Origin of the sequence: Bradyrhizobium sediminis, assembly GCF_018736105.1 — a bacterium.
Classification (GTDB): Bacteria; Pseudomonadota; Alphaproteobacteria; order Rhizobiales; family Xanthobacteraceae; genus Bradyrhizobium.
The window spans coordinates 3,655,957-3,677,143 of record NZ_CP076135.1 but is presented as its reverse complement, the minus strand read 5'-3'; the positions used below and the strand labels follow the sequence as shown (position 1 = coordinate 3,677,143).

Here is a 21,187-nt window from a genome sequence, read left to right as displayed (position 1 = left end):
CGGCCGGTCCTTGGGACTGAAGAGCCTCAGTCCGAGGCTACCAATGCGTGAACCGAAAACATCCCGGCCGCGTCGGTCCACGACTCCACCGGCGTCCAGCCCGAGCCGCGCGCCAGCGCGGTGAAACGGTCGAGGCTGTATTTGTAGCTGCTCTCGGTATGAATGGTTTCGCCGGGGCGGAATGAAAAGCTGCGGCCGAGCACCCGGACGGACTGCGCCTTCTTGCTGATCAGGTGCATCTCGATGCGATGCCGCTCGCGATTGTAGATCGCGCGATGGATGAACGCGCCGGTGTCGAAATTGCCGCCGAGTTCGCGGTTGATGCGGACCATGACGTTGAGATTGAAGCGCGCGGTGACGCCGGCGGCATCGTTATAGGCGTCGTACAGCACGCGCTCGTCCTTTTCGAGGTCGACGCCGATCACCATCTGCGCGCCTTGTCCGAGAATCTCGCGGGCGCTGCGCATGAAGGCACTTGCTTCATGCGGCTCGAAATTGCCGAGCGTCGAGCCCGGGAAGAATCCGACCTTGGGCATCTGCCTGACCGCGTCCGGCAGCGCGAACGGCGCGGTGAAATCGGCCGTCACCGGATAGACCGACAGCGCGGGAAAGTCCCGGCGCAGCCCGTCGGCCTGGGCTTTGAGGAAATCGCCGGATATGTCGACGGGGACGTAGGCGCTGAGCGCGCATTGGTTCAGGAGCAGCCGGACCTTGGTGGTCGCGCCGGCGCCGAATTCCACCAGTGCGGCGCCGCTCGGGATGATCGAAGCGATCTCGCAGGCGCGGTCGTGCAGGATCCCGAGTTCGGTGCGCGTCGGGTAATATTCCGGCAGCACCGTGATCTGTTCGAACAGCTCGGAGCCGGTGGCGTCATAGAAATATTTCGGCGACAGCCGCTTCGGAAATTGCGACAGGCCCTCGATGGCGTCGTGGGCGAATGCCGATGTCTGTTCGTCGAAACGATGCGCTTTGGCCAAAGCGGCGGCGTGCACATTCATGATGCTCTCCAGAGCGCGCTTTTCGGCGCGATTGAATTTGAAAAATCAGGTGGCGTAGTCGGCAAGCCGCAGTCCCGTGAATTGCCAGCGATGGTGCGGATAAAAGAAGTTACGATAGCTGATACGGCTGTGGCCGGCAGGAGTTGCAAGCGAGGAGCCGCGCAGCACCAGCTGGTTGACCATGAACTTGCCGTTATATTCGCCGAGCGCGCCCTCGATCGCGCGGTAACCGGGGTAGGGGCTGTAGGCGCTGCGGGTCCATTGCCAGACGATCCCGAAAGCGTCGTTGAGTTGCCCGGCGCGGGCTGCGACCTCCCATTCCATTTCGGTCGGCAGATGCCGGCCGCGCCAGCGCGCAAACGCATCGGCCTCGTAATAGCTGACGTGGCAGACCGGCGCTGACGGATCGATGGCCTGAAGTCCGGCCAAGGTCATGATCTTCCATTCGCCGTCGACCTGACGCCAGTGACCGGGCGCCTGCCATTCTTCCCTTTCGACGGTGGCAAAACCGTCCATCAGCCAGAGCGTCGCCGTCGCGTAGCCGCCGTCCGCCATGAAGGCGAGCCATTCGGCATTGGTGACGAGGTTGCGCGCCAGCCTGACCGGCCCGACCAGGGCGCGATGTGCGGGCTTCTCATTGTCGAAATGAAAGCTGTCATCGGTGTGTCCGACGGTGTGGATGCCCTCGTTCAGCTTCACCCATTCTTCGCCGGCGCGAACTTCGTCGCCGGCGCGAATTTCGTCGCCGCTGCGGGTCGAGGCGGGAAAGCGCCACGCCGGATCGTAAGCCGGCGGGATCGGGTTTTGCGCGAAGGCATGCAGGATGTCGGTCAGCATCAATTCCTGATGCTGCTGTTCGTGGTTGAGGCCGGTCTCGACCAGCGGCGCGATCGCCCGCAGCGCGTCCTCGCCGGCCTCGTGGAAGAATTTCACCACCGCCGCATCGACATGCCGGCGGTAAGCGGTGATGTCCTCGGCGCCGGGGCGGGTCAGAAGGCCGCGCTGGTGGCGGGCGTGCCTGGGGCCGGCGCTGACATAATAGGAATTGAACAGGAAGGCGTAGTCGGGGTGGAAGGGCTCGTAGCCCTCGCAGTGTTCGCCGAGCAGGAATTGCTCGAAGAACCAGGTGGTATGGGCGCGATGCCATTTCGCGGGGCTGGCGTCCGTCATCGACTGGATCTGCTGATCCTCGGGCGACAGCGGGGCGGCCCTGCGCTCGGTCTCGTTGCGGACCGTCAGATAGGCTTCCACCAGATTCTGGGCGAGGCTGCCTGAATCGGAGAATAATGACGGGCAAGGGGCGGCGATGGCGGGCGCAGCGGATGCTGGTTTCGTCACTGGTGTCTCCGGTTGGGGAGAGAACGTCGATCCGGCAGAGGGGTTCCCCGGGAACAGTCTGTCCTAGATAGGGGTTTCCGGCGGGGATAAAAGCCTCCCCGGGCTATGATGTCGCTGCCTTCCGGCTATGGCCCGCCCTTCGCCACGCGCCTTGGGGATATCCGGACGGCGGAGAGCCGGCGCATGCCAGCTCCCCGCCATTTTACTTTGGATGCACAACGGTTTGAGGTACATATATAGGTAGTGTCGGGCTTACGGGTCGACGCCAGCCCGGGAAGGTTATGCCGCAAAAGGACGCCAATATGAGCATCGAGCAATTCATCGACAACGAAGTGAAGTCGAACGACGTCGTACTGTTCATGAAGGGAACGCCGCAGTTTCCGCAGTGCGGTTTTTCCGGTCAGGTGGTGCAGATCCTCGACCACGTCGGGGTCGGCTACAAGGGCCTCAACGTGCTGGAATCCGCGGACCTGCGTGACGGCATCAAGGCCTATTCGAACTGGCCGACCATTCCTCAGCTTTACGTCAAGGGCGAGTTCGTCGGCGGCTGCGACATCGTCCGCGAGATGTTCCAGGCCGGCGAGCTGCAGCAGCTCTTTGCCGACAAGGGTGTCACCGTCAACGCCGCGGCCTAGGCCTGAGCTTGGCCGCGCGCCAGATCGGTACGGCGCGTCTCGAAGTCATTGTCGCCGACATCACCACCTTGAGCGTTGACGCCATCGTCAACGCCGCTAATGCGTCCCTGCTCGGCGGGGGCGGCGTCGATGGCGCGATCCACCGCGCGGCGGGGCCCGAGCTGCTCGCCGAATGCCGCACCCTCCATGGCTGCGAGCCCGGCGGCGCCAAGATCACCAGAGGCTACCGGCTTCCGGCGCGGCATGTGATTCATGCCGTCGGCCCGGTCTGGCGCGGCGGCAACGCCGGCGAAGATGACGCGCTGGCGTCGTGCTACACCAGCGCGATCGACCTCTGCCAGGCCCACGGCCTTGCCTCGATCGCCTTTCCCGCCATTTCCACCGGCATCTATGGCTTCCCCGCCGGTCGCGCGGCGCGGATCGCGGTGGCAGCGACGGCTGCAGCGCTGCCGGCGGCGCCGGCGCTCAGCCGCATCATCTTCTGCTGCTTTTCCGGGCAGAGCGCCGCCCGGCATGCGCAGGCGATGGCTGAATTCGGCAGCCCTTGTGCCGATTGAGACGGCCGGTAAAATGCACCGGCCGGCGATGCAGAAACGGATCGATGACGCGACGGAGAACTGACGGCTTCGGGCGGAGGCGCCCGGTTGCAGCCGTGCTTGCGCTGCTGCTTCTCGCGGTCGTCATTCGGCCGAACACCGCCGCTGCCGAATCAACGCCTGCCGACCGGTCGAGCTTCTCGCCCGACAAACTGGCGCGCGTCGGCGACTTCATCCGCAACGAGGTCGCAACCGGCAAGATCGCGGGCGCGGTCATGCTGATCCAGCAACACGGCCGTGCCGTCTTTCTCGAAAGCTTCGGGGTCCGCGACGTCGAAAGCCGGCATCCGATGACCGCGGACACCATCTTCCGGATCTATTCGATGTCGAAGGCCGTCACGTCGGTGGCGGCGATGCTGCTGGTCGAGGACGGCAAGCTCGGGCTCGCCGATCCCGTGTCAAAATACATCCCCGGCTTCGCCGACGTGAAGGTCGGCGCCGAAAGGCGCGATGAACGCGGCGAGCCGGTGCTGGTGTATGAGCCGGCCAACCGCCCGATTACCGTCAAGGACCTGCTGCGCCACACCTCGGGCCTGACCTACGGCTTCTATGGCGACAGTCCGGTGCGAAAACGCTATGCGAATTCGGATCTGTTCGACGGCGATTTCGACAACGCCGCGTTCGCCGAGCGTATCGCCAGGCTGCCGCTCGCCGAACAGCCGGGAATGATGTGGGACTACGGCCATTCGACCGACGTGCTCGGCCGCGTCATCGAGGTCGCATCGGGGCAATCGCTGTTTGCATTTGAAAAGCAGCGGCTGCTCGATCCGCTGGGCATGACCGAAACCGCTTTCTACCTCGCCGATGAGGCGAAGCGGCCGCGCATTGCGCAGCCGATGCCGAACGATCGCTTTGGCGGTCCCGTCGCCGGCATCCGCGATCCGATGCTGCGGCGGCGCTGGGAATCCGGCGGCGCCGGCATGGTCGGGACGATCGGCGACTATGCCCGTTTCGCACAGATGCTGCTCAACGGTGGCACCGTGGACGGCAGGCGCTACCTCAAGCCGGAAACGATCGCGCTGATGGCGTCCGATCATATCGGCCCGGAAACCGGGATTGCCCGCGACCAGTTCTATTTTCCCGGCGAGAGCTCCGGCTTCGGGCTCGGCTTTGCGGTGCGCACGTCGGTGCCGCCGAACACGTCGTGGCCGTTGGGCGAATTTCGCTGGGACGGGGCCGGCGGAACCTTTTTCTTTATCGATCCGCGCGACGACATGTTCGCGATCTTCATGATGCAGGCGCCGTCGCAGAGCGGACGGATTCAACTGGCGCTGAAGACGCTGATCTACGAGGCGCTCGGTCGCTGACGGCGGATGAGGTCCACGTCGCGCCTCTGCTGCGATGCGAAGCGGGATCGGGTTCGCTCCAGCGCCGGCTGGTGGGCGCAGGCAAAGCTGCTATCATCGCTGCCATAACAATAAACGGAAGGAAGCATCGCCATGGACGCCGTGACGCCGAAGGGCCCGCAGACCGCCGATACGCATTCCCACCTCGTTCGTCCCGACAGCATGGAGTGGCAGAAGACCCGCTTCCCCGGCTGCGAAGCCAAGACGCTATTGTTCGATCACAAGACCGGCCTGATGACCGCCTTGATGCGGTTCGCACCGGGCGCGGTGCTGCCGGACCACGAGCACGTCAACATCGAGCAGACTTATGTGCTGGAAGGCAGCCTGGTCGACAAGGAAGGTCCGGCCAAGGGCATCGAATGCAAGGCCGGCGAATTCATCTGGCGCGAGGAGGGCAGCCGCCACGTCGCCTGGTGTCCGCAGGGCGGGCTGATGCTCGCGATCTTCCAGGTCCCCAACAAGTTCTTCGAAGCCGACGGCCGCGTCATCGACGCCGCGGGCCAGGACTGGGACGAGACCTGGGGGCATACACGGAAGGGGTGAAGGCCCATCGCGTTCGCCGCTGTAAACTGTGCGGTGGCACTCTTCGGGTCTACCGCTTCATTGCGGGACCGCGTTCGTGGGAGGCCGCAGATGGAAACGGAAGATGGCGAAGATGTCTTGCTTGAACCTTCGCCGCGCAGCTGACCGACAGGGCCGTTTTGAATCAGTTTGGTACGGCGAATAAAGGCTGAGTTGCGGTCGTCTCGTTGCCCCACGCGCCGCCTGCATGGCCGCCGACATAGATGCCTTCCCAGGGATTCGACGGTAATTGCCGTGGCCCGGATTTCGGCTTTTGACTGCTCGCGACGGCAGTTTCAGGCGGAGAGAACCGCCAGCTCAACCCGACCGTGACCACTTGAAATTGCGCATGCACGCTTGCGTTTGATCCAACGGGTTGAAAGGGACCCTGCGGTATCGAGGTCAGGCTTGCCGATCCGAGATCCACGTACTGGTACGCGAAATTCAGGATCAAGTTTCGATTCAGCATATAGTCGATACCGCCGCCCGCAACCCAGCCAACCTTCGTCGACGATGTCTGAGACGACGTCTGCAAATTGGCAACTACAAAGTTCAGAGGCGTTGCGGTGACCGCGGGAATCGCGGAATTGGTTTGGCTGAGGTCAACCTTGCCATAGGCCAGGCCGCCGGTGCCGTAGAACAGGAATGAACCTGCAGCAAAGGCCAAACGCGCGCGGACGGTGCCGTACCAGTCGATGCTCGCGTTCGTGTTGTCCGGGGATGCTAAGGGGGCCACAAAGAGGGGTTGCAAGCCGGCAGCGAATACATTGGCAGGTGGACTGGTGATTTCACTCTTAAGATGCATCGCTGATAGATCGGATTCAAACCCGTACACCAACGAACCGCGCTGCCAATTGTATCCGAACTGAGCGCCGCCGACCCAACCGCTTGCGTTCGCGGAAACCGGTCCGGGTGGAGCTGGCGCCAATTGGGCAAAGGCCGATCCCGTCAGCATCAACAAACAAGCAGCTGAAGCGAAAATCTTCATCTTTGGCGCGTTTCGACATCTTGGCCGTGCACTCCGCTGGCCGGAGATGCCTTGGCCCATCGGATCAAACGTTAGGCAGTTGCTGAATAGACGGCCATACGAGTCTGGATCCACACAGGCGTTTGATGCCAAATGTTGCATTGGCGCCACACTTTCAACCGCGATACTCGCGGAGGTCCGCGGCGACATCGCAAGGCCGGCCCAACCATCCGTTTCGCCAGCCGATCTCTGAGGATAGATCGCCGGTCCTACGCCCCCCGCACGATCTGGCGCACCAGCCCGACCGTCTCCTCGATCATCCCTGCGGTAACATCGAGATGGGTGCAGGCCCTGATCCGGCCGTCCATCATCGCGAGCAGCACGCCGCGCCGGCGCAAGCCCCGGACCATGTCGTCGCCGGATACGCCGGCGCCATCGGGCTTGAAGAACACGAGGTTGGTCTCGGGCTGCTGCACCTCGATGCCCTGGATTTGCGACAGGTCCCGCGCCAGCGCGCGGGCGTTGGCGTGATCCTCTGCCAGCCGGTCGACGTGGTGGTCGAGCGCATAGACGCAGGCTGCGGCGCAGATGCCGGCCTGGCGCATCGAGCCGCCCAGGCGCTGCTTCCAGCGCCAGACCTCGTCGATGAAGTCGCGGCTGCCGGCGATGGCGGCGCCGACCGGCGCGCCCAATCCCTTGGAGAAATCGATCCAGGCCGAGTCCCAGCCCGCCGCCATATCGCGCGCGTTGATGCCGGTGGCGACGCAGGCGTTCAAGAGCCGCGCGCCGTCCATGTGGGTGGCCATGCCGTTCGACCTGGCGATTTGCACGACCTCGTCGAGGTCGGCTTTCTTCCAGATCGTGCCGCCGCCGATATTGGCGGTTTGTTCGACGCTGACCACGGTCTGCGGCGGCTGGTAACGCGAGCGCGGGTGCAGTGCGGCACGAAGGGCGTCGGGCGTAAATTGTCCGTCGGCGCCCTTGAGCGGCGTGATCTGGAAACCGCCGAGCGCGGCATGGGCGCCGCCTTCGCGGGCGATGATGTGCGCGCTCTCATGCGCCAGGATCTCGTCGCCGGGCCGGCAATGCACCAGCGTCGCAGTGACGTTGCACATGGTGCCCGATGGCAGGAACACGGCGGCCTCCTTGCCGAGCAGGTCCGCCACCCGCTCGCACAACAGGTTCACGGTCGGATCGTCGCCGATCTGCTCGTCGCCGACCTCGGCGCGCGCGATCGCCTCGCGCATGCCTGAAGTCGGGCGGGTCTGGGTATCCGACAGCAGGTTGATGCGGACTGGGGGCGCTTTCGGATCCGGCGGGGCAGGGGTGTAATAGGTCATGGGAAGGTCTCGTCATTTACGACGTCATGGCCGGGCTTCGTCCCGGCCATCCACGTATTGCTTGGCTGGTGCGACCATAGAGACGTGGATGCCCGGGACAAGCCCGGGCATGACGAAACAAAAAGGCCCCGGCAAAACCGGGGCCTTTGATCTCTTGACAGCGCCGAGGAGAAAATCAGCGCGAATAGAATTCGACGATCAGATGCGGTTCCATCTGCACCGCGAACGGCACGTCTGAGAGCGCGGGGATGCGGGCGAACTTCGCAGTCATCTTGCCGTGATCAACTTCGAGGAAGTCGGGCACGTCGCGCTCGGAAAGCTGGCTCGCTTCGAGAACCACGGTGAGCTGCTTGGAGGATTCCTTGACCTCAATGAGGTCGCCTACCTTGACCTTGTAGCTCGCGATGTTGACGCGGCGGCCGTTCACCTTGACGTGGCCGTGATTGATGAACTGGCGCGCGGCGAACATGGTAGCCACGAACTTGGCGCGGTAGACCACGGTGTCGAGACGGCGCTCCAAAAGGCCGATCAGGTTTTCACCGGTGTCGCCCTTCATCCGGCCGGCTTCGACGTAGATGCCGTGGAACTGGCGCTCGGAGATGTTGGCGTAGTAGCCCTTCAGCTTCTGCTTGGCGCGCAGCTGCACGCCGAAGTCGGAGAGCTTGCCCTTGCGGCGCTGGCCGTGCTGGCCGGGGCCATATTCGCGGCGGTTCACGGGGCTCTTCGGGCGGCCCCAGATGTTCTGGCCCATACGGCGATCGATCTTGTATTTCGCCTCACTGCGCTTAGTCATCGCGTCCTCTTTAAAGGTTTGAGTTTTGAGGAAACGCGCCCTCCTGTGCGCCGGGAAGTTCCCGGTGCCGACAGGCCCAACCCCCAAAGCTTGAAGGGACGGGCCACGGGTCGCGAAACGCAACGCGGGCCGAAACCGGCCCGCGAGCAGGCGTTTTCTAGGGAGAAACCACCGTCCTGTCAATCAAAAGGCCCGGGGTTGCTGGGGGCCAAAACGGACCTATTGGCCGGGCCGCGGGGGCAGGGCCGTCAGGTCGCGACCGCCCGGACCGGTTTTTGCTCGGCCTGCTGGCTCTGGCCGCTCAATTCGGCTGCGATCTCGCTGTTCAGCACCTGTTCCAGGCGGGTCAGGGTCTTGGCGATCAGGGCCGCGTCGGTGATCCGGTGATCCCAGCGGATCACGACATTGATGGTCTGGTCGGGCTCGACCACGCCGTAGCTGAGGATGAACGGCCCCGGGCTCAGCGCGTGCAGCTCACCCGCCCCGTAGGCGGCCACCGAGGTCACGCCAAAACTGCCGAACCAGTTGGCGCGCTGGCGGCCGAAATTCAGACCCACCAGCCACATGAACCGCCGCAGCGGCAGCGGCAACCGCGTCACCCGCAATATCTTGCGAAAGGCCGGTACCTCGCCGACCGGCGCATTCTTGGCGTGCCGGATCTGCGCATCGATCTCGCTTAACGGCGATGCGTCCGCCGAGGGGACCTTTTGCGGCAAGACACAATCGCGGCCGTCCTCGACGCGCGCGATGGCAACCATCGCGATGCTGCGCGGCAGTTCGTAGAAACTCGGCCACGGCCATTTGGCGTAGAGCGTGCGCAGGACGGGCTCGTCCTTCGCCACCAGCGCGAACGCCTTGACGAAGATCGCGGCCCAGCCGGGCGGCTGCACCGCGAGCGCGCGGGCCTCCAGCAATGGCCTGACGTCGAGGGCGCGGGTGAGCGAAACGAAGGGTACGCCGATCGATGCGTGCATGAGGTCAGCGACGAGGCGGCGCGGCATTGAAATTTTTCGAACCGTTCCGCGCATCGTTCCACTCGGATTCCCGCAACAGCAAAGAGGAGCCGGACCGCCTCGTCCGCCAAGCCTCCATCTAGCACGAACAGACGGACCTAACGCCAGTCTTTGATATCAATCAATCATAGCTACTTCGGCGCCTCTTATCATAGCTAGCTTGAATGTGCTTGAGATTCTGGCGTGGACCGGTGGCCTCAGGCACATTGCAGGCATCCCTTTGGGTGCGGTTTTATTGGACCGTCGGACGATAGAGCCACGGCGACCATGCCGCATCCGATCCGGGGCGAATCTGGGTTGGCCCAGCCGCTGCGCGTGCACCTGGGCCGTCAGTGCCGGTGAAACAATGGATGATCTCGCCAAGGCGGGACGACCCAGGGAAATACTCCGTTCGGCCGCCGTCGCGCTGGCGGTGACGATTGCCACCCTGGCGGCGCTGGAAATCCTTCTCCGCATTGCCGATTTCCGGGAGTTGCGGGAGGGCGTCAACGAGCGTTCGCTGAGCTATCGCCACGACGCGGAGCTCGGATGGTTTCCGGCGCCGAATTCGAGTTCTGTCGTCACCAATGCACGTACCTTTCACGTGCAACATAACAGCCTTGGTCTGCGCGACATCGAGTTCGTTCCCGATGCCCGACCGACCATCATGTTCCTCGGCGATTCCTTCGTTTGGGGACTGGATGCCGAGGCCGATCAACGCTTCAGCGACTTGTTGAGAAAGCGCGTCCCCGGTCACAACATCGTCGCCGCGGGTGTCTCGGGATTCGGCACCGACCAGGAGTATCTGCTGCTGCAGCGGCTATGGCCGACGATAAAGCCTGCCGTGGTGGTGCTGATATTCTGCACCCAGAACGATCGCCAGGATAACAGCACCAACATTCGCTATGAGGGCTATCAGAAGCCCTATTTCGTCACGGCGGCGGATGGCTCGCTGGTGCTCCGCGGACAGCCGGTCCCCAAGTCGCGTCTGCAGGTCATCAAGGAAGACTGGCTGGTGCGCCATCTGTGGCTTGGCCGGCTGGTGTCCGCGGTTTACCTCAAGGTCCGGCATCCCTTGCTTTCGGTGCCGGACCCGACCGAGCGGCTTGTCGGCACGATGCGTGATTTCGTGCAGGCGAATGGCGGCAAGTTTCTCGTCGGCCTTCAATACAGGGATCCCGAACTCATTCGGTATCTGCAGGCCGAGCGAATCCCCTTTGTCAGCTTTGACGGCGCCGGTTTCTATCCGGGCGCATCCGAAGGCACGCATTGGACGCCCGAGGGCCACAAGCTTGTCGCCGAACGCGTTCTCGGCCTGCTGTCCGAAAACAACATCGTATCGGCGGGGATTCGTTCGCCGGAATGATGACGCCGGCTGAAGGCCGTAAGGTTCTGTCTATGGCGCCGGCGAGGCCAGTGGCCTGGTCTTGTCAACGACATAGATCCCAAGCACTTTCAATGCCTTGTCGCCGTGAACTTTGGCGTCATGGATCGCGCCTGCCGGGATCGAATAGGAATCGCCGGCCTTCAGGTGCAGGTCCGGCTGGCCATCGATCAGAAGGTCGGCTTCGCCTTCCAGGAGGTAGCCGGTCTCGATACCGGGATGGGTATGACGTCCCGCGCGGCCGCCCGGCTGGATCTCGGCGATCGCTGTCACGGTGGCGTAGCCTTCCGGAAATTCGATTCGCTGCAGCGGCGTGCGCTTGATGCCGCCCTGCTGGGCGATGGCGCCGCCGGTGCAGGCAATAACGACGATGGTCAGTCCGAATACGATCTTCTTGATCATGTTTTCTTTTCTCCCTGTGCAGGGAGACTAGCAGCGCCGCGGTCGAGGCAAAAGCGCGCGCGAGATGCGTTGGCCGGTGCGGCGCACTTCAGCGCTTGATGCCTTCGAAACTCGCCGCGATACCGCGCTGAAACAGCGACCAGTCGAAGCCGAGCGCCAGAGCCAGATAGCCGCGATCGATCATCGCATTGGCTTGTTCGGCGGTGCGCGCGACGCCGCCGATCGGCACGCCGCTGTTGAGAATGCCGGCCTCGGCCCGCGCCATCAGGGCCTGGACTTCGGGATCGTCAATGCGGCCGCGCTTGTTGATGGAGGTCGCGAGGTCGCCGGGGCCGATCACCGCGACGTCGATGCCGGGGGTAGCCATGATCTCGTCGATGCGCTCGACCGCATCGACATGCTCGATGGTGATCATGCAGATCATGTCGTCGTCGGCGGTCGCCATGTAGTCCTGCATCGAGACGCCCCAGCGGAACGGCGCGTGGAACGGTCCCCACAGACGGTCGCCGCGCGGCGGATAGCGCACGCTGCGCACGGCTTTTTCGGCGTCCCCGCGGCTGCAAATCATCGGAAAATTGATGCCGAGCGCGCCGATGTCCATCGGCGCCTTCGCCAGCCAGGGTTCGTTGGATGCAATCCGCGCCAGCGGGATACAGGGCGTGCCCGAGGTGGCCGTGATCATGGCATGCGCGGAGCCGAGATCGATCGGGCCGTGCTCGAGGTCGACGATGATCCAGTCGAGCCCCGAATGGGCCATGATCTGCACGGTCTGGATGCTCGGAATGGTCGCAATGGCTCCGAAGGTGGGACGTCCCTCCCGCCACAGTTTGCGGAGGCGGTTGAGGGGCGCGGGCGTCGGGGACGTCAAATGCGAAGCTCCATCGTGATCACGCCGGGACGCGGCCGCCGAAAAACGGCGTCAGCGCCCGGCTCAGAGTGTGCGGACGGCCGGAGGTGAAATTCATTTCGGCGCCGGCGTGATCGGCCTCGCTGCCGGGAGGCCCGAGCAAATCCGACACCCGCCGCGCGATCGCGGGTGCGGGATCGATCCAGTCCACCGGCCACGGCGCCAGCCTTTTGAGGCGATCCAGCAGCAGGGGATAATGGGTGCAGGCCAGCACCACGGTGTCGGTGCGGGCCGGATCACTTGCGCCGGCCCCGACAAAGCACGGCGCGATCTCGGCTGCGATCGCGGCATCGCCTACCGCTTCGCCGCTCAACGCCGTTTCCGCCAATGAGGCGAGCTCCGGCGACCCCACCAGCGTCACTTCGCAGCCTTGCGCGAAGTCGCGGATCAGCGCCCTGGTGTATTCGCGCTGGACGGTGCCCTTGGTACCGAGCACCGACACCCGCTTGGTTCTGGAACTGGCGCAGGCCGGCTTGATCGCGGGCACCGTTCCGACAAAGGGCACCTGGTATTCGGCGCGCAGATGCGACATCACCAGCGTGGAAGCGGTGTTGCAGGCGATCACGACCAGGTCGGGGGCGCGTGCGGCGATCAGTTCGCCGATCAGCGGCACCACCCGCGCGATGATCTGCTCCTCGCTGTGGTGCCCGTAGGGAAAGAACGCATCGTCGGCGACATAGACATAATGCGCGTCGGGCCGCGCCCGGACGATCTCACGCAAGACCGTGAGCCCGCCAAGGCCGGAATCGAAGACCAGAATCGTCGGAGGCGCTGACACGGTCGCAATCTTAGCCGATCCGGGGTTACCATTCAGTTGTTATTGCTGGGCTGTGAGGAAGGCGCAGGGCGGGGCGGGGGAGCCGGCCCGAAGCCGCCGGCGAGTTGCGGCCAAGTCCTTAGAATTGCTCCAAATTAGAGCGAGTCTTTTTGCGTCATAGCCGCGCAGCGGCTAACAGCGGCCTGATATCAGCCCCCCATGAAAGAACGATCATGTTTGCCTCGCCCATGCTTTCGAAAACCGCGTTTTTCGTAGCGCTGTGCCTTGCATCGGTATCTGCCATGTCGACCGCCGGCGCGCAGACCGCCACCGAGATCCAGCTCAGCTACAAGGACAAGAAGTTCGAGCCGGCCGAGATCAGCGCGGCCGCCAACACGCCTGTTGTGATCAAGCTGAAAAATCTCGACGCCAAGGCGATGGAATTCGAGAGCAAGACACTGAAGGTCGAGAAAGTGGTTGCCGGCGGCGGCGATGCGATCATCAATGTCCGCGCGCAAAAGCCCGGCCGCTACGAGTTCTTCGACGAGTACAATGAGAAGACGGCCCGCGGCGCGTTGGTCGTGAAGTAAAAGGGGCGTCGTGCTCGCTGCGCTGATCATAGTCTTCCGCGAGGTTTTCGAGGCCGGTTTGATCATCGGCATCGTGCTCGCGGTCACGCGTGCCGTTCCGCACCGCAATCGCTGGATCGGCGGCGGCGTGCTGGCGGGTGTGCTGGCCGCCTGCGTGGTCGCGGCGTTCGCCGGTGCGCTCTCCAATCTGTTTGCGGGGATGGGGCAGGAACTGTTCAACGCGGCGATCCTGACCGTCGCCGTCGTGATGCTGACCTGGCACAATGTCTGGATGGCGCGTCATGGCAGCGAACTCGCCGGCGAACTGCGGTCCGCCGGACGGGCGGTGGTCGAGGGGTCGAAGTCGCTGTTGGCGCTCGCGGTCGTGGTCGGTGTCGCCGTGCTGCGCGAGGGTAGCGAAGTGGTGCTGTTTCTGTACGGCGTGCTGGCGGCGGGGGACGATTCGGCCTGGAGCGTGGCGCTCGGCGGCTTCGGCGGACTTCTGCTCGGCGCGCTCGTCTGTGTGCTGACCTATGCCGGCCTGGTCCACATTCCCATGCGCGCGCTGTTCGCCACCACAACGGTATTGATCGCGCTATTGGCCGCCGGCATGGCGGCACAGGCGACCCACTTCCTCGAACAGGCCAATTGGCTGACGGCGATGGACAAGGTGGTCTGGGACTCCGGCTGGCTGCTGTCGGATTCCAGTTTCCTCGGCCGCGCGCTGCACACGCTGATCGGTTACACCGATCAGCCCACTGCGATGCAGCTTGCGGTCTATCTCGCCATCCTGCTGGTGACCTTCGTATTGATGCGGATCTACGGCTCGGCCGCCAAGGCGATGCCGGAGCCGGCGCACGGTTGAAATTCCGGCCCAGGCTTTCGGCAGTTCGAGGCGGGTAGCATCGCCCCGCCGCACGCCGCCGTTCGCGACAACGCGGCCTGTCGCGACGCTTCGCGTCACGCTTCGCCGAACACGCGCCTGAAGATCGTGTCGACGTGCTTGAAGTGATAGCCGAGGTCGAACTGTTCCTCGATCTCGGCATCGCTGAGGTACTTCTTCACCTCGGCGTCCTTTTTCAGCAGCGTCTGGAAATCGCCCTGGCCGCGCCACACCGGCATCGCGTTGCGTTGAACGAGTTTGTAGGATTCCTCGCGGCTGCAGCCCTTTTGCGTCAGCGCGATCAATAGCCGCTGCGAATGCACGAGGCCGCCGAGGCGGTCGAGGTTCTTCTGCATTTTCTCGGGGTAGATCAAGAGCTTGTCGACCAGGCCCGCCAGCCGATTGAGCGCGAAGTCGAGCGTGACCGTGGCGTCGGGCGCGATCATGCGTTCGGCCGAGGAGTGCGAGATATCGCGCTCGTGCCACAAAACGACATTCTCCATCGCCGGGGTCACATAGGCACGCACCATGCGCGACAGGCCGGTGAGGTTTTCCGACAGCACCGGGTTGCGCTTGTGCGGCATCGCCGAGGAACCCTTCTGCCCCTCGGAGAAGAACTCTTCGGCCTCCAGCACTTCGGTGCGCTGCAGATGCCGGATCTCGGTGGCGAGCCGTTCGACCGAGGCGGCGATGACGCCCAGCGTCGCGAAATACATCGCGTGGCGGTCGCGCGGGATCACCTGCGTGGAGATCGGTTCGACCGCAAGTCCCATCGCCTTGGCGACATGGGCCTCCACGCGCGGATCGATCTGCGCGAAGGTGCCGACCGCGCCGGAGATCGCGCAGGTTGCGACTTCCTTGCGGGCGACCACCAGCCGCTCGCGGGCGCGGGTGAATTCCGCATAGGCATAGGCGAGCTTCAGCCCGAACGTCACCGGCTCGGCATGGATGCCGTGGGAACGGCCGATGGTTGGCGTCATCTTGTGCTCGAAGGCGCGCTTCTTCAGCGCCGCCAGCACCTTGTCGACGTCGGCAATCAGGAGGTCGGCGGCTCGGGTCAGCTGCACATTGAGGCAGGTGTCGAGCACGTCGGAGGAGGTCATGCCCTGGTGCACGAAGCGCGCCTCGGGGCCGACGATCTCGGCCAGATGCGTGAGGAAGGCGATGACGTCGTGCTTGGTTTCGCGCTCGATCTCGTCGATCCGATCGACGTTGAAGGTGGCATTCTTGGCCTTGGCCCAGATGGTCCTGGCGGCCTCTTTCGGGATTACCCCGAGTTCGGCCAGTGCGTCCGCCGCATGCGCCTCGATCTCGAACCAGATCTTGAAGCGTGTCTGGGCCTCCCAGATGGAGGCCATTTCCGGGCGGGTATAGCGGGGGATCATCGACGACTCTGACGTTTCAGGGGTTACGCCGCGCTTTAGCAGAGCCGCCCCGGTGAGACAAACGCCGCCCCGGCGGTCCGTTGCGCCGCCGGATGGCCAAGGATAACCGCTCACGAAATATTGACTGACAGATACTGAAATCTGTCAGCGAGATAGGCTATATAGCCTTCGACGCCAATATTGCGGCGTCAGCTTCGCCCGCCGGCCGATCGACCGCGGGCCAGCTGATTTGCAGAGGACTTCGCCATGACGATCGAGATCTTTCATCTGACCCAACAAATCACACGATGGCTCAATGCCCAGGTTGCCCGCCACCTTGAAGCGCAGGCCAGCCGGTTAGCCCGTTAAGAGGGCGGCGTGGCCGCCCCCCACAACGACTGGAAGCAGACGGTACGCGCATGAACGAGAATGTAGTTCTGACCCCCGAGCGGATCCTCGAAGTCACCGAGGACGTGCTGCGCCGCTACGGTTTGGCGAAGGCCACCGTGGTCGACGTCGCCCGCGCGCTCGATGTCAGCCATGGCAGCGTCTACCGGCATTTTCCGAGCAAGGCCTCGCTGCGCCAGGCGGTGGCCAAACGCTGGCTCGACCGCTTCAACGCGCCGTTGCAGAAGATCGTGGACGAGTCGGGACCGGCGCCGGCCCGGCTGGAGCGCTGGCTACGCACGCTGTTTGCGAACAAGCACAAGAAACTGTCCGACGATCCCGAGATGTTCGCGACCTATCTGGCGCTGGCTCAGGAAGCCTGTCAGGCGGTGAGTTCGCACAAGGAATGCCTCTGCGATCAGGTCGAACGTATTCTGGCCGACGGCGTCGAGCAGGGCGTGTTCGAGATCGCCGACGTCAAGGCAACTTCGCGTGCGGTGTTCGACGCCACCATCCGTTTCCATCATCCCGCCCATTCCGAGGAATGGAACGATGCCGGGCTCGCAGCAAGAATCGACGCCGTGCTGGCGCTGCTGCTCAAGGGGCTGGAAGCGCCGGGCAAGCGATAAATTTCTCTGCGCGCGAATCGCCGCAGCACACCAACACACCGTATCTGCCGATCCGATCGCCGCCATCAGCGCGATTGCGGGACGGCCTCGCCGTGTTGTTTGATATCCCTCAATTCGTGCACCGGCGCGGCCGATATCATGCGGACGGAGGAAATTGTGCTGCTGGCTGTCTTTGCGGATATCCATGCCAACCGGCAGGCGTTCAGCGCCTGCCTCGATTATGCGCGGGCGCGCGGCGCGCAACGGCTCGTTTGTCTCGGTGATTACGTCGGCTACGGCGCCGATCCGGAATGGACGGTCGAGACGGTGATGGACCTCGTCAACAGCGGGGCGATGGCCGTGCGCGGCAACCACGACAACGCCATCAGCACGCCTTCCGAGACCATGAACGCCGAGGCCCAGGCCGCGATCGAATGGACGCGCGGGCGGCTGAATGCGGCACAGCGGCGCTTTCTGGCGGAACTGCCGCTGACGCAAAAGGAGGACGATCGCCTCTACGTCCATTCCGAGGCCTCCACGCCCGTGCGATGGCGCTACGTCCAGAGCACGGCGGACGCCGCGCGCAGCCTGGTGGCGACCGACGCCCACGTCACATTCTGCGGCCACATCCATCAGCCGTCGCTCTACTCGATGTCGGCAACCGCCAAGATGACGAGTTTCATCCCGACATCGGGGGTGCCGGTTCAATTGCTTGGCGGCAGGCGCTGGCTCGCCGTTCTCGGCTCGGTGGGGCAACCGCGCGACCGCAATCCGGCGGCTTCGTTTGCGATGCTTGATACCGCAACCGGGGAAGTCACCTATTGCCGCGTGCCCTACGACGTCGAGGCGGCGGCGCGGCGGATTCGCGAAAACGGGCTGCCGCTCTGGCTGGCCGACCGGCTCAAGGTCGGGAGGTAGGCGATGGTCAAGACGCTGGTTGAGCCCGGCGCCGTCATCGACGGCTTCACGGTCGGAGAGCGCGTCCATAGTGGCGGCATGGCGACGCTGTGGAGCGTGACCTGGCCCGACAGCGACACGCCGATGCTGATGAAGGTGCCGCGGATTTCCGAAGGGGAAGATCCCGCCGCCATCGTCGGCTTCGAGATGGAGCAGATGATCCTGCCGCGGTTGTCGGGCCCGCACGTGCCGGCCTGCTTCGGGGCAGGCGACTTCGCCCGCCAGCCCTATGTCGTGATCGAACGCATTCCGGGCAAGACGCTGTACGAGCGCCTGAGCGAACTGCCGATCTCCTACGAAGAGGCGAGGGCGATCGTCGGCAAGATCGCCACCGCGCTGGCCGACCTGCACACGCAGAACGTCATCCATCACGACATCAAGCCGAGCAGCATCATGTTTCGTCACAGCGGCGAAGCCGTGCTGATCGACTTTGGTTTGTCGCATCACAACCAGTTGCCGGACTTGCTGCAGGAAGAATTCCGCCTGCCCTATGGCACTGCGCCCTATATGGCGCCGGAGCGGCTGCTCGGCGTGCGCGACGATCCGCGCAGCGACCTGTTTTCGCTGGGGGTGCTGCTCTACTTCTTCACCACGGGCGAACGGCCGTTCGGCGAGACCGAAACCCTGCGCGGCATGCGACGGCGGCTGTGGCGAGATCCGCACCCTCCGCGCCGGCTGCGGGCGGATTATCCGCCCTGGCTGCAGGAGATCGTGCTGCGCTGCCTGGAGATCGAGCCGGTCTGGCGTTATCCGACGGCGTCGCATCTGGCGTTCGATCTCGGCCATCCCGGCCAGGTCAAGCTGACCGCGCGAGCGGAGCGCCTGGTGCGCGATCCCCTCAGCACGGTCTGGCGCCGCCGTTTCAATCGCGGCCTGACGCATCCGAAGCCGAAAGCCGATCTGGCGGCGCAACTGGCTTCATGCCCGATCCTGACGGTCGCGATCGACACCACGGAGGGATCGGAGCAGCTCAATGAGGCGCTGCGCGTCACCGCCCAAAGGATTCTCGCCACTTTGCCTTCCGCGAGGCTGGCCTGCCTGAACGTCCTGAAACTCGGCCGCGTCACCATCGACCGGACCCTCGACGAAGAGGGCAACAACAAGCACATCGACCGGATGGTCGCGCTCAAGCACTGGGCATCGCCGCTGAAGCTCGACGAGGACCGGCTCACGGTGCATGTGCTGGAAGCGATCGATCCAGCGACGGCGATCCTCGAATTCGCCGAAGCCAATCATGTCGATCACATCGTGATCGGCGCGCGCCAGAATTCGCTGGTGCGCACGCTGCTCGGCAGCGTCTCCGCCAAGGTGGCGGCGGAAGCGCCGTGTAGCGTGACCGTCGTGCGGCCGCCGCGGCAGGCGCCGCTGCAGGAGCTGGAGGGAACCAGCAAGGAGCCCGGGGAGGCAATGTTCTAGCTGCGCTCCACTTTCGGGCGGCTGCCCTCGATCGGTTGGTCGGCCAACGCTGGATGGCGCGGTTGCGCGGGATGGCGTAAGGTTCGGCGCGGGGGTTCTGCCGTTCGTGAAGGAGGATTTCCCATGTACGCCGCCATTCGTCAGGGCAAGGCCAAGGCCGGCATGGCCGAAGAGCTGACACGCAGGATCAAGGAAGGCGCCATTCCAATCATCAGTGATGTCGAAGGCTTCATCGCCTATTACGTGGTCTATGCGCCCGACGACACGGTGACGGCGATCAGCATCTTCAACAATTTCGCAGGCGCGGAGGAGTCGAACAGGCGCGGTGTCGCCTGGATCGAGCAGAATCTGACGCCGCTGCTCACCGGGCCAGCCACGGCCGTCGCCGGACCGGTGATCGTTCATACGCTGGCATGACCGCGTCCTCGCGCCCGCTCGAGAATATCCCGTACGGCCGAGGCGTCGCGAATGCAGCGAAAGCCGTAGCGGCCGGTGTAATCGGTGTCGGGAGAACGGGTCGAAACCCCTGAGGCGAAATTCAGGTGGCCGGCGCCGCGGCCGATGTCGAGAATCTCGAACGTGGCGTCCATGTCCGCAAAGGCGGTTGCGGTCATGGTCCGCTTGCCCCAGGCCGTGCGCAGGATCAGCGCGCGGCGATTGGTGATCACGCACAGCGTCTGCAGGTCGTGCAACAGCATCACCGGCGGCGCCGCAACCATCGTGGCCCCGGACAGCAGAAGGAATGGCGTCGATTGGTCGATCCAGCCCCGGGAGATCGCGAACGCCGTGACGAGCAGCCAGGGAAATCCGATCCACCACAGAAAGCGCCACATCATCATGTCGGCAACGCCGTCGGGCTGGCCCTGCCACAGCACGCGCTCGCCGGGTTCAAGCGTTTCCGAAAGCAGTCGCCGCAGCCCTGCCGAAAACAACGTCGATCGCAATTCGTCCATGGTCATGTTCGTTGGTCGCGGCAGCGCAGGAATGCGTTCGACCAGGAACGACCAGGATGCGTCAGATCGCTTCGCCGCGCGCCAGCGCCGCCGCGTTGCGGATCGCGGAAATATTGGCCTTGTAGCTTTCCGTGGTGCCGCCCTTGAACACCGCGGAGCCGGCGACAAAGGCATTGGCGCCGGCGGCGGCGAGCTGGCCGGAGACATCGGGGCTGACGCCGCCATCGACCTCGATGTCGATCGGCCTGCCTGCGGTCATGGCGCGCAGATCCTGGATCTTGCCGAGCGCCGAGGGGATAAAGGCCTGGCCGCCGAAGCCGGGATTGACCGACATCACCAGCACCAGGTCGACGAGGTCGATGACATATTCGATTGCCGAGATCGGCGTGCCCGGATTGAGCGAGACGCCGGCCTTCTTGCCGAGTGAGCGGATCGCCTGCAGCGAGCGATGCAGATGCGGGCCTGCCTCGGCATGCACGGTGATCTGATCGCAGCCAGCCTTGGCGAAGGCCTCGAGGTAGGGATCGCAGGGCGAGATCATCAGATGCGCGTCGAACACCTTCCTGGTGTGCGGCCGCATCGCCTTGATGACGTCGGGACCGTAGGAAATGTTGGGCACGAAATGGCCGTCCATCACGTCGAGATGGATCCAGTCGGCGCCGGCCGCATCGACGGCGCGGACCTCTTCGCCGAGCCTGGCGAAATCGGAAGCCAGGATCGACGGCGCGATGACCAGGGGGCGGGGAGCAAATTGCTGAGACATGTGCGCTGTTTCCGGGCCACTTTGCCAGCGTGCAGAACGGGAAGCGTGCAGAACGGTTTTCGCGTAACACGCGCCAAGCCCGGGGGCAATGCGGGCAGGCGACGCTTGGGAAGTGGAAAATTCTGCCGTTGGCGGCATCAATTGCCGGGCAACGGCGGATCGCCCGGGACGAAGAGCCGCTGTCTTATTGGGTTTTCGCGGTGGCACGGCGTTTGCTCAATGTTCAGCATGGAAGTGAAGGGCCGCGCCATGCGGCCAATGTCGGAGTTCT

The 21,187-nt window shown here is 64.2% G+C and carries 23 protein-coding genes; 11 read left to right on the top strand and 12 right to left on the bottom strand.

What is annotated here, in order from left to right:
* Positions 1-26 precede the first annotated feature (26 nt).
* Positions 27-998 carry an L-histidine N(alpha)-methyltransferase gene (gene egtD / locus KMZ68_RS17740; RefSeq protein WP_215612490.1) on the bottom strand — a complete coding sequence of 324 codons (972 nt, stop codon included), beginning with the start codon at positions 996-998 and terminating at the stop codon, positions 27-29.
* Between the two features lie 45 nt (positions 999-1,043).
* Positions 1,044-2,336, bottom strand: a complete 1,293-nt coding sequence (egtB, locus tag KMZ68_RS17735) for an ergothioneine biosynthesis protein EgtB (protein WP_215612489.1) — start codon at positions 2,334-2,336, stop codon at positions 1,044-1,046.
* 302 nt (positions 2,337-2,638) lie between these two features.
* On the opposite strand from egtB, the gene grxD reads away from it, so the two are divergent.
* The 4 genes from grxD (at position 2,639) to KMZ68_RS17715 (ending at position 5,456) form a co-directional block, all read left to right on the top strand.
* Positions 2,639-2,971, top strand: a complete 333-nt coding sequence (gene grxD / locus KMZ68_RS17730) for a Grx4 family monothiol glutaredoxin (protein WP_215606018.1) — start codon at positions 2,639-2,641, stop codon at positions 2,969-2,971.
* A 2-nt stretch (positions 2,972-2,973) separates the two neighbouring features.
* Entirely contained in the window at positions 2,974-3,528 is a 555-nt protein-coding gene (locus tag KMZ68_RS17725) for an O-acetyl-ADP-ribose deacetylase (protein ID WP_215616382.1), read from the top strand.
* Between the two features lie 44 nt (positions 3,529-3,572).
* On the top strand, positions 3,573-4,874 hold the full coding sequence (locus KMZ68_RS17720) for a serine hydrolase domain-containing protein (protein WP_215612488.1): 1,302 nt from the start codon (positions 3,573-3,575) through the stop codon (positions 4,872-4,874).
* Between the two features lie 132 nt (positions 4,875-5,006).
* A complete protein-coding gene (locus KMZ68_RS17715; RefSeq protein ID WP_215606020.1) occupies positions 5,007-5,456 on the top strand; it encodes a cupin domain-containing protein in 450 nt (149 codons plus the stop codon).
* 163 nt (positions 5,457-5,619) lie between these two features.
* On the opposite strand, the gene KMZ68_RS17710 is transcribed toward KMZ68_RS17715, so the two are convergent.
* The 4 genes from KMZ68_RS17710 to KMZ68_RS17695 all read right to left on the bottom strand — a co-directional run bounded on the left by KMZ68_RS17710 (position 5,620) and on the right by KMZ68_RS17695 (position 9,602).
* The gene (locus KMZ68_RS17710; protein ID WP_215612487.1) at positions 5,620-6,462 is read right to left on the bottom strand and encodes an outer membrane protein; all 843 of its coding nucleotides are present in this window, start codon (positions 6,460-6,462) and stop codon (positions 5,620-5,622) included.
* A gap of 248 nt (positions 6,463-6,710) precedes the next feature.
* Positions 6,711-7,781, bottom strand: coding sequence for a threonine aldolase family protein (locus tag KMZ68_RS17705; RefSeq protein WP_215612486.1), 1,071 nt, complete (start codon positions 7,779-7,781; stop codon positions 6,711-6,713).
* 175 nt (positions 7,782-7,956) lie between these two features.
* Positions 7,957-8,574, bottom strand: coding sequence for a 30S ribosomal protein S4 (gene rpsD / locus KMZ68_RS17700; RefSeq protein WP_215606026.1), 618 nt, complete (start codon positions 8,572-8,574; stop codon positions 7,957-7,959).
* Positions 8,575-8,822: 248 nt separating this feature from the next.
* Positions 8,823-9,602, bottom strand: a complete 780-nt coding sequence (locus tag KMZ68_RS17695) for an acyltransferase (RefSeq protein WP_215612485.1) — start codon at positions 9,600-9,602, stop codon at positions 8,823-8,825.
* Between the two features lie 145 nt (positions 9,603-9,747).
* On the opposite strand from KMZ68_RS17695, the gene KMZ68_RS17690 reads away from it, so the two are divergent.
* Positions 9,748-10,932 carry an SGNH/GDSL hydrolase family protein gene (locus tag KMZ68_RS17690; RefSeq protein WP_215612484.1) on the top strand — a complete coding sequence of 395 codons (1,185 nt, stop codon included), beginning with the start codon at positions 9,748-9,750 and terminating at the stop codon, positions 10,930-10,932.
* 30 nt (positions 10,933-10,962) lie between these two features.
* Here the strand turns inward: KMZ68_RS17690 and KMZ68_RS17685 are convergent, their stop codons facing one another.
* The 3 genes from KMZ68_RS17685 to murI all read right to left on the bottom strand — a co-directional run bounded on the left by KMZ68_RS17685 (position 10,963) and on the right by murI (position 13,037).
* Positions 10,963-11,352, bottom strand: coding sequence for a cupin domain-containing protein (locus tag KMZ68_RS17685; RefSeq protein ID WP_215612483.1), 390 nt, complete (start codon positions 11,350-11,352; stop codon positions 10,963-10,965).
* Positions 11,353-11,440: 88 nt separating this feature from the next.
* Positions 11,441-12,220, bottom strand: coding sequence for an HpcH/HpaI aldolase family protein (locus KMZ68_RS17680; RefSeq protein ID WP_215612482.1), 780 nt, complete (start codon positions 12,218-12,220; stop codon positions 11,441-11,443).
* Positions 12,221-12,239: 19 nt separating this feature from the next.
* Complete coding sequence (gene murI, locus KMZ68_RS17675; RefSeq protein ID WP_215612481.1) at positions 12,240-13,037, bottom strand: glutamate racemase; 798 nt, start codon at positions 13,035-13,037, stop codon at positions 12,240-12,242.
* Positions 13,038-13,249: 212 nt separating this feature from the next.
* Between murI and KMZ68_RS17670 the strand changes: the two genes are divergently transcribed.
* Both KMZ68_RS17670 and KMZ68_RS17665 read left to right on the top strand, forming a co-directional pair.
* Complete coding sequence (locus tag KMZ68_RS17670; protein ID WP_249779391.1) at positions 13,250-13,606, top strand: cupredoxin domain-containing protein; 357 nt, start codon at positions 13,250-13,252, stop codon at positions 13,604-13,606.
* A gap of 10 nt (positions 13,607-13,616) precedes the next feature.
* Positions 13,617-14,450 carry an FTR1 family iron permease gene (locus tag KMZ68_RS17665; protein ID WP_215612480.1) on the top strand — a complete coding sequence of 278 codons (834 nt, stop codon included), beginning with the start codon at positions 13,617-13,619 and terminating at the stop codon, positions 14,448-14,450.
* A gap of 95 nt (positions 14,451-14,545) precedes the next feature.
* Here KMZ68_RS17665 and purB read toward each other — a convergent pair whose 3' ends face one another.
* Complete coding sequence (gene purB / locus KMZ68_RS17660) at positions 14,546-15,853, bottom strand: adenylosuccinate lyase (RefSeq protein WP_215612479.1); 1,308 nt, start codon at positions 15,851-15,853, stop codon at positions 14,546-14,548.
* Between the two features lie 398 nt (positions 15,854-16,251).
* On the opposite strand from purB, the gene KMZ68_RS17655 reads away from it, so the two are divergent.
* The 4 genes from KMZ68_RS17655 to KMZ68_RS17640 all read left to right on the top strand — a co-directional run bounded on the left by KMZ68_RS17655 (position 16,252) and on the right by KMZ68_RS17640 (position 19,617).
* Entirely contained in the window at positions 16,252-16,848 is a 597-nt protein-coding gene (locus tag KMZ68_RS17655; protein ID WP_215612478.1) for a TetR family transcriptional regulator, read from the top strand.
* A gap of 156 nt (positions 16,849-17,004) precedes the next feature.
* Complete coding sequence (locus KMZ68_RS17650) at positions 17,005-17,745, top strand: metallophosphoesterase family protein (protein WP_215612477.1); 741 nt, start codon at positions 17,005-17,007, stop codon at positions 17,743-17,745.
* Positions 17,746-17,748: 3 nt separating this feature from the next.
* Positions 17,749-19,200, top strand: coding sequence for a serine/threonine protein kinase (locus KMZ68_RS17645; RefSeq protein WP_215612476.1), 1,452 nt, complete (start codon positions 17,749-17,751; stop codon positions 19,198-19,200).
* 123 nt (positions 19,201-19,323) lie between these two features.
* Complete coding sequence (locus tag KMZ68_RS17640) at positions 19,324-19,617, top strand: antibiotic biosynthesis monooxygenase (protein WP_215612475.1); 294 nt, start codon at positions 19,324-19,326, stop codon at positions 19,615-19,617.
* Here the strand turns inward: KMZ68_RS17640 and KMZ68_RS17635 are convergent.
* Positions 19,602-20,153 (bottom strand): hypothetical protein, encoded by a 552-nt coding sequence (locus KMZ68_RS17635; protein ID WP_215612474.1) that lies wholly within the window; start codon positions 20,151-20,153, stop codon positions 19,602-19,604. The two genes, KMZ68_RS17640 and KMZ68_RS17635, sit on opposite strands and share 16 nt — an antisense overlap.
* A gap of 61 nt (positions 20,154-20,214) precedes the next feature.
* Positions 20,215-20,916, bottom strand: coding sequence for a ribulose-phosphate 3-epimerase (gene rpe / locus KMZ68_RS17630; protein ID WP_215612473.1), 702 nt, complete (start codon positions 20,914-20,916; stop codon positions 20,215-20,217).
* Positions 20,917-21,187 lie beyond the last annotated feature (271 nt).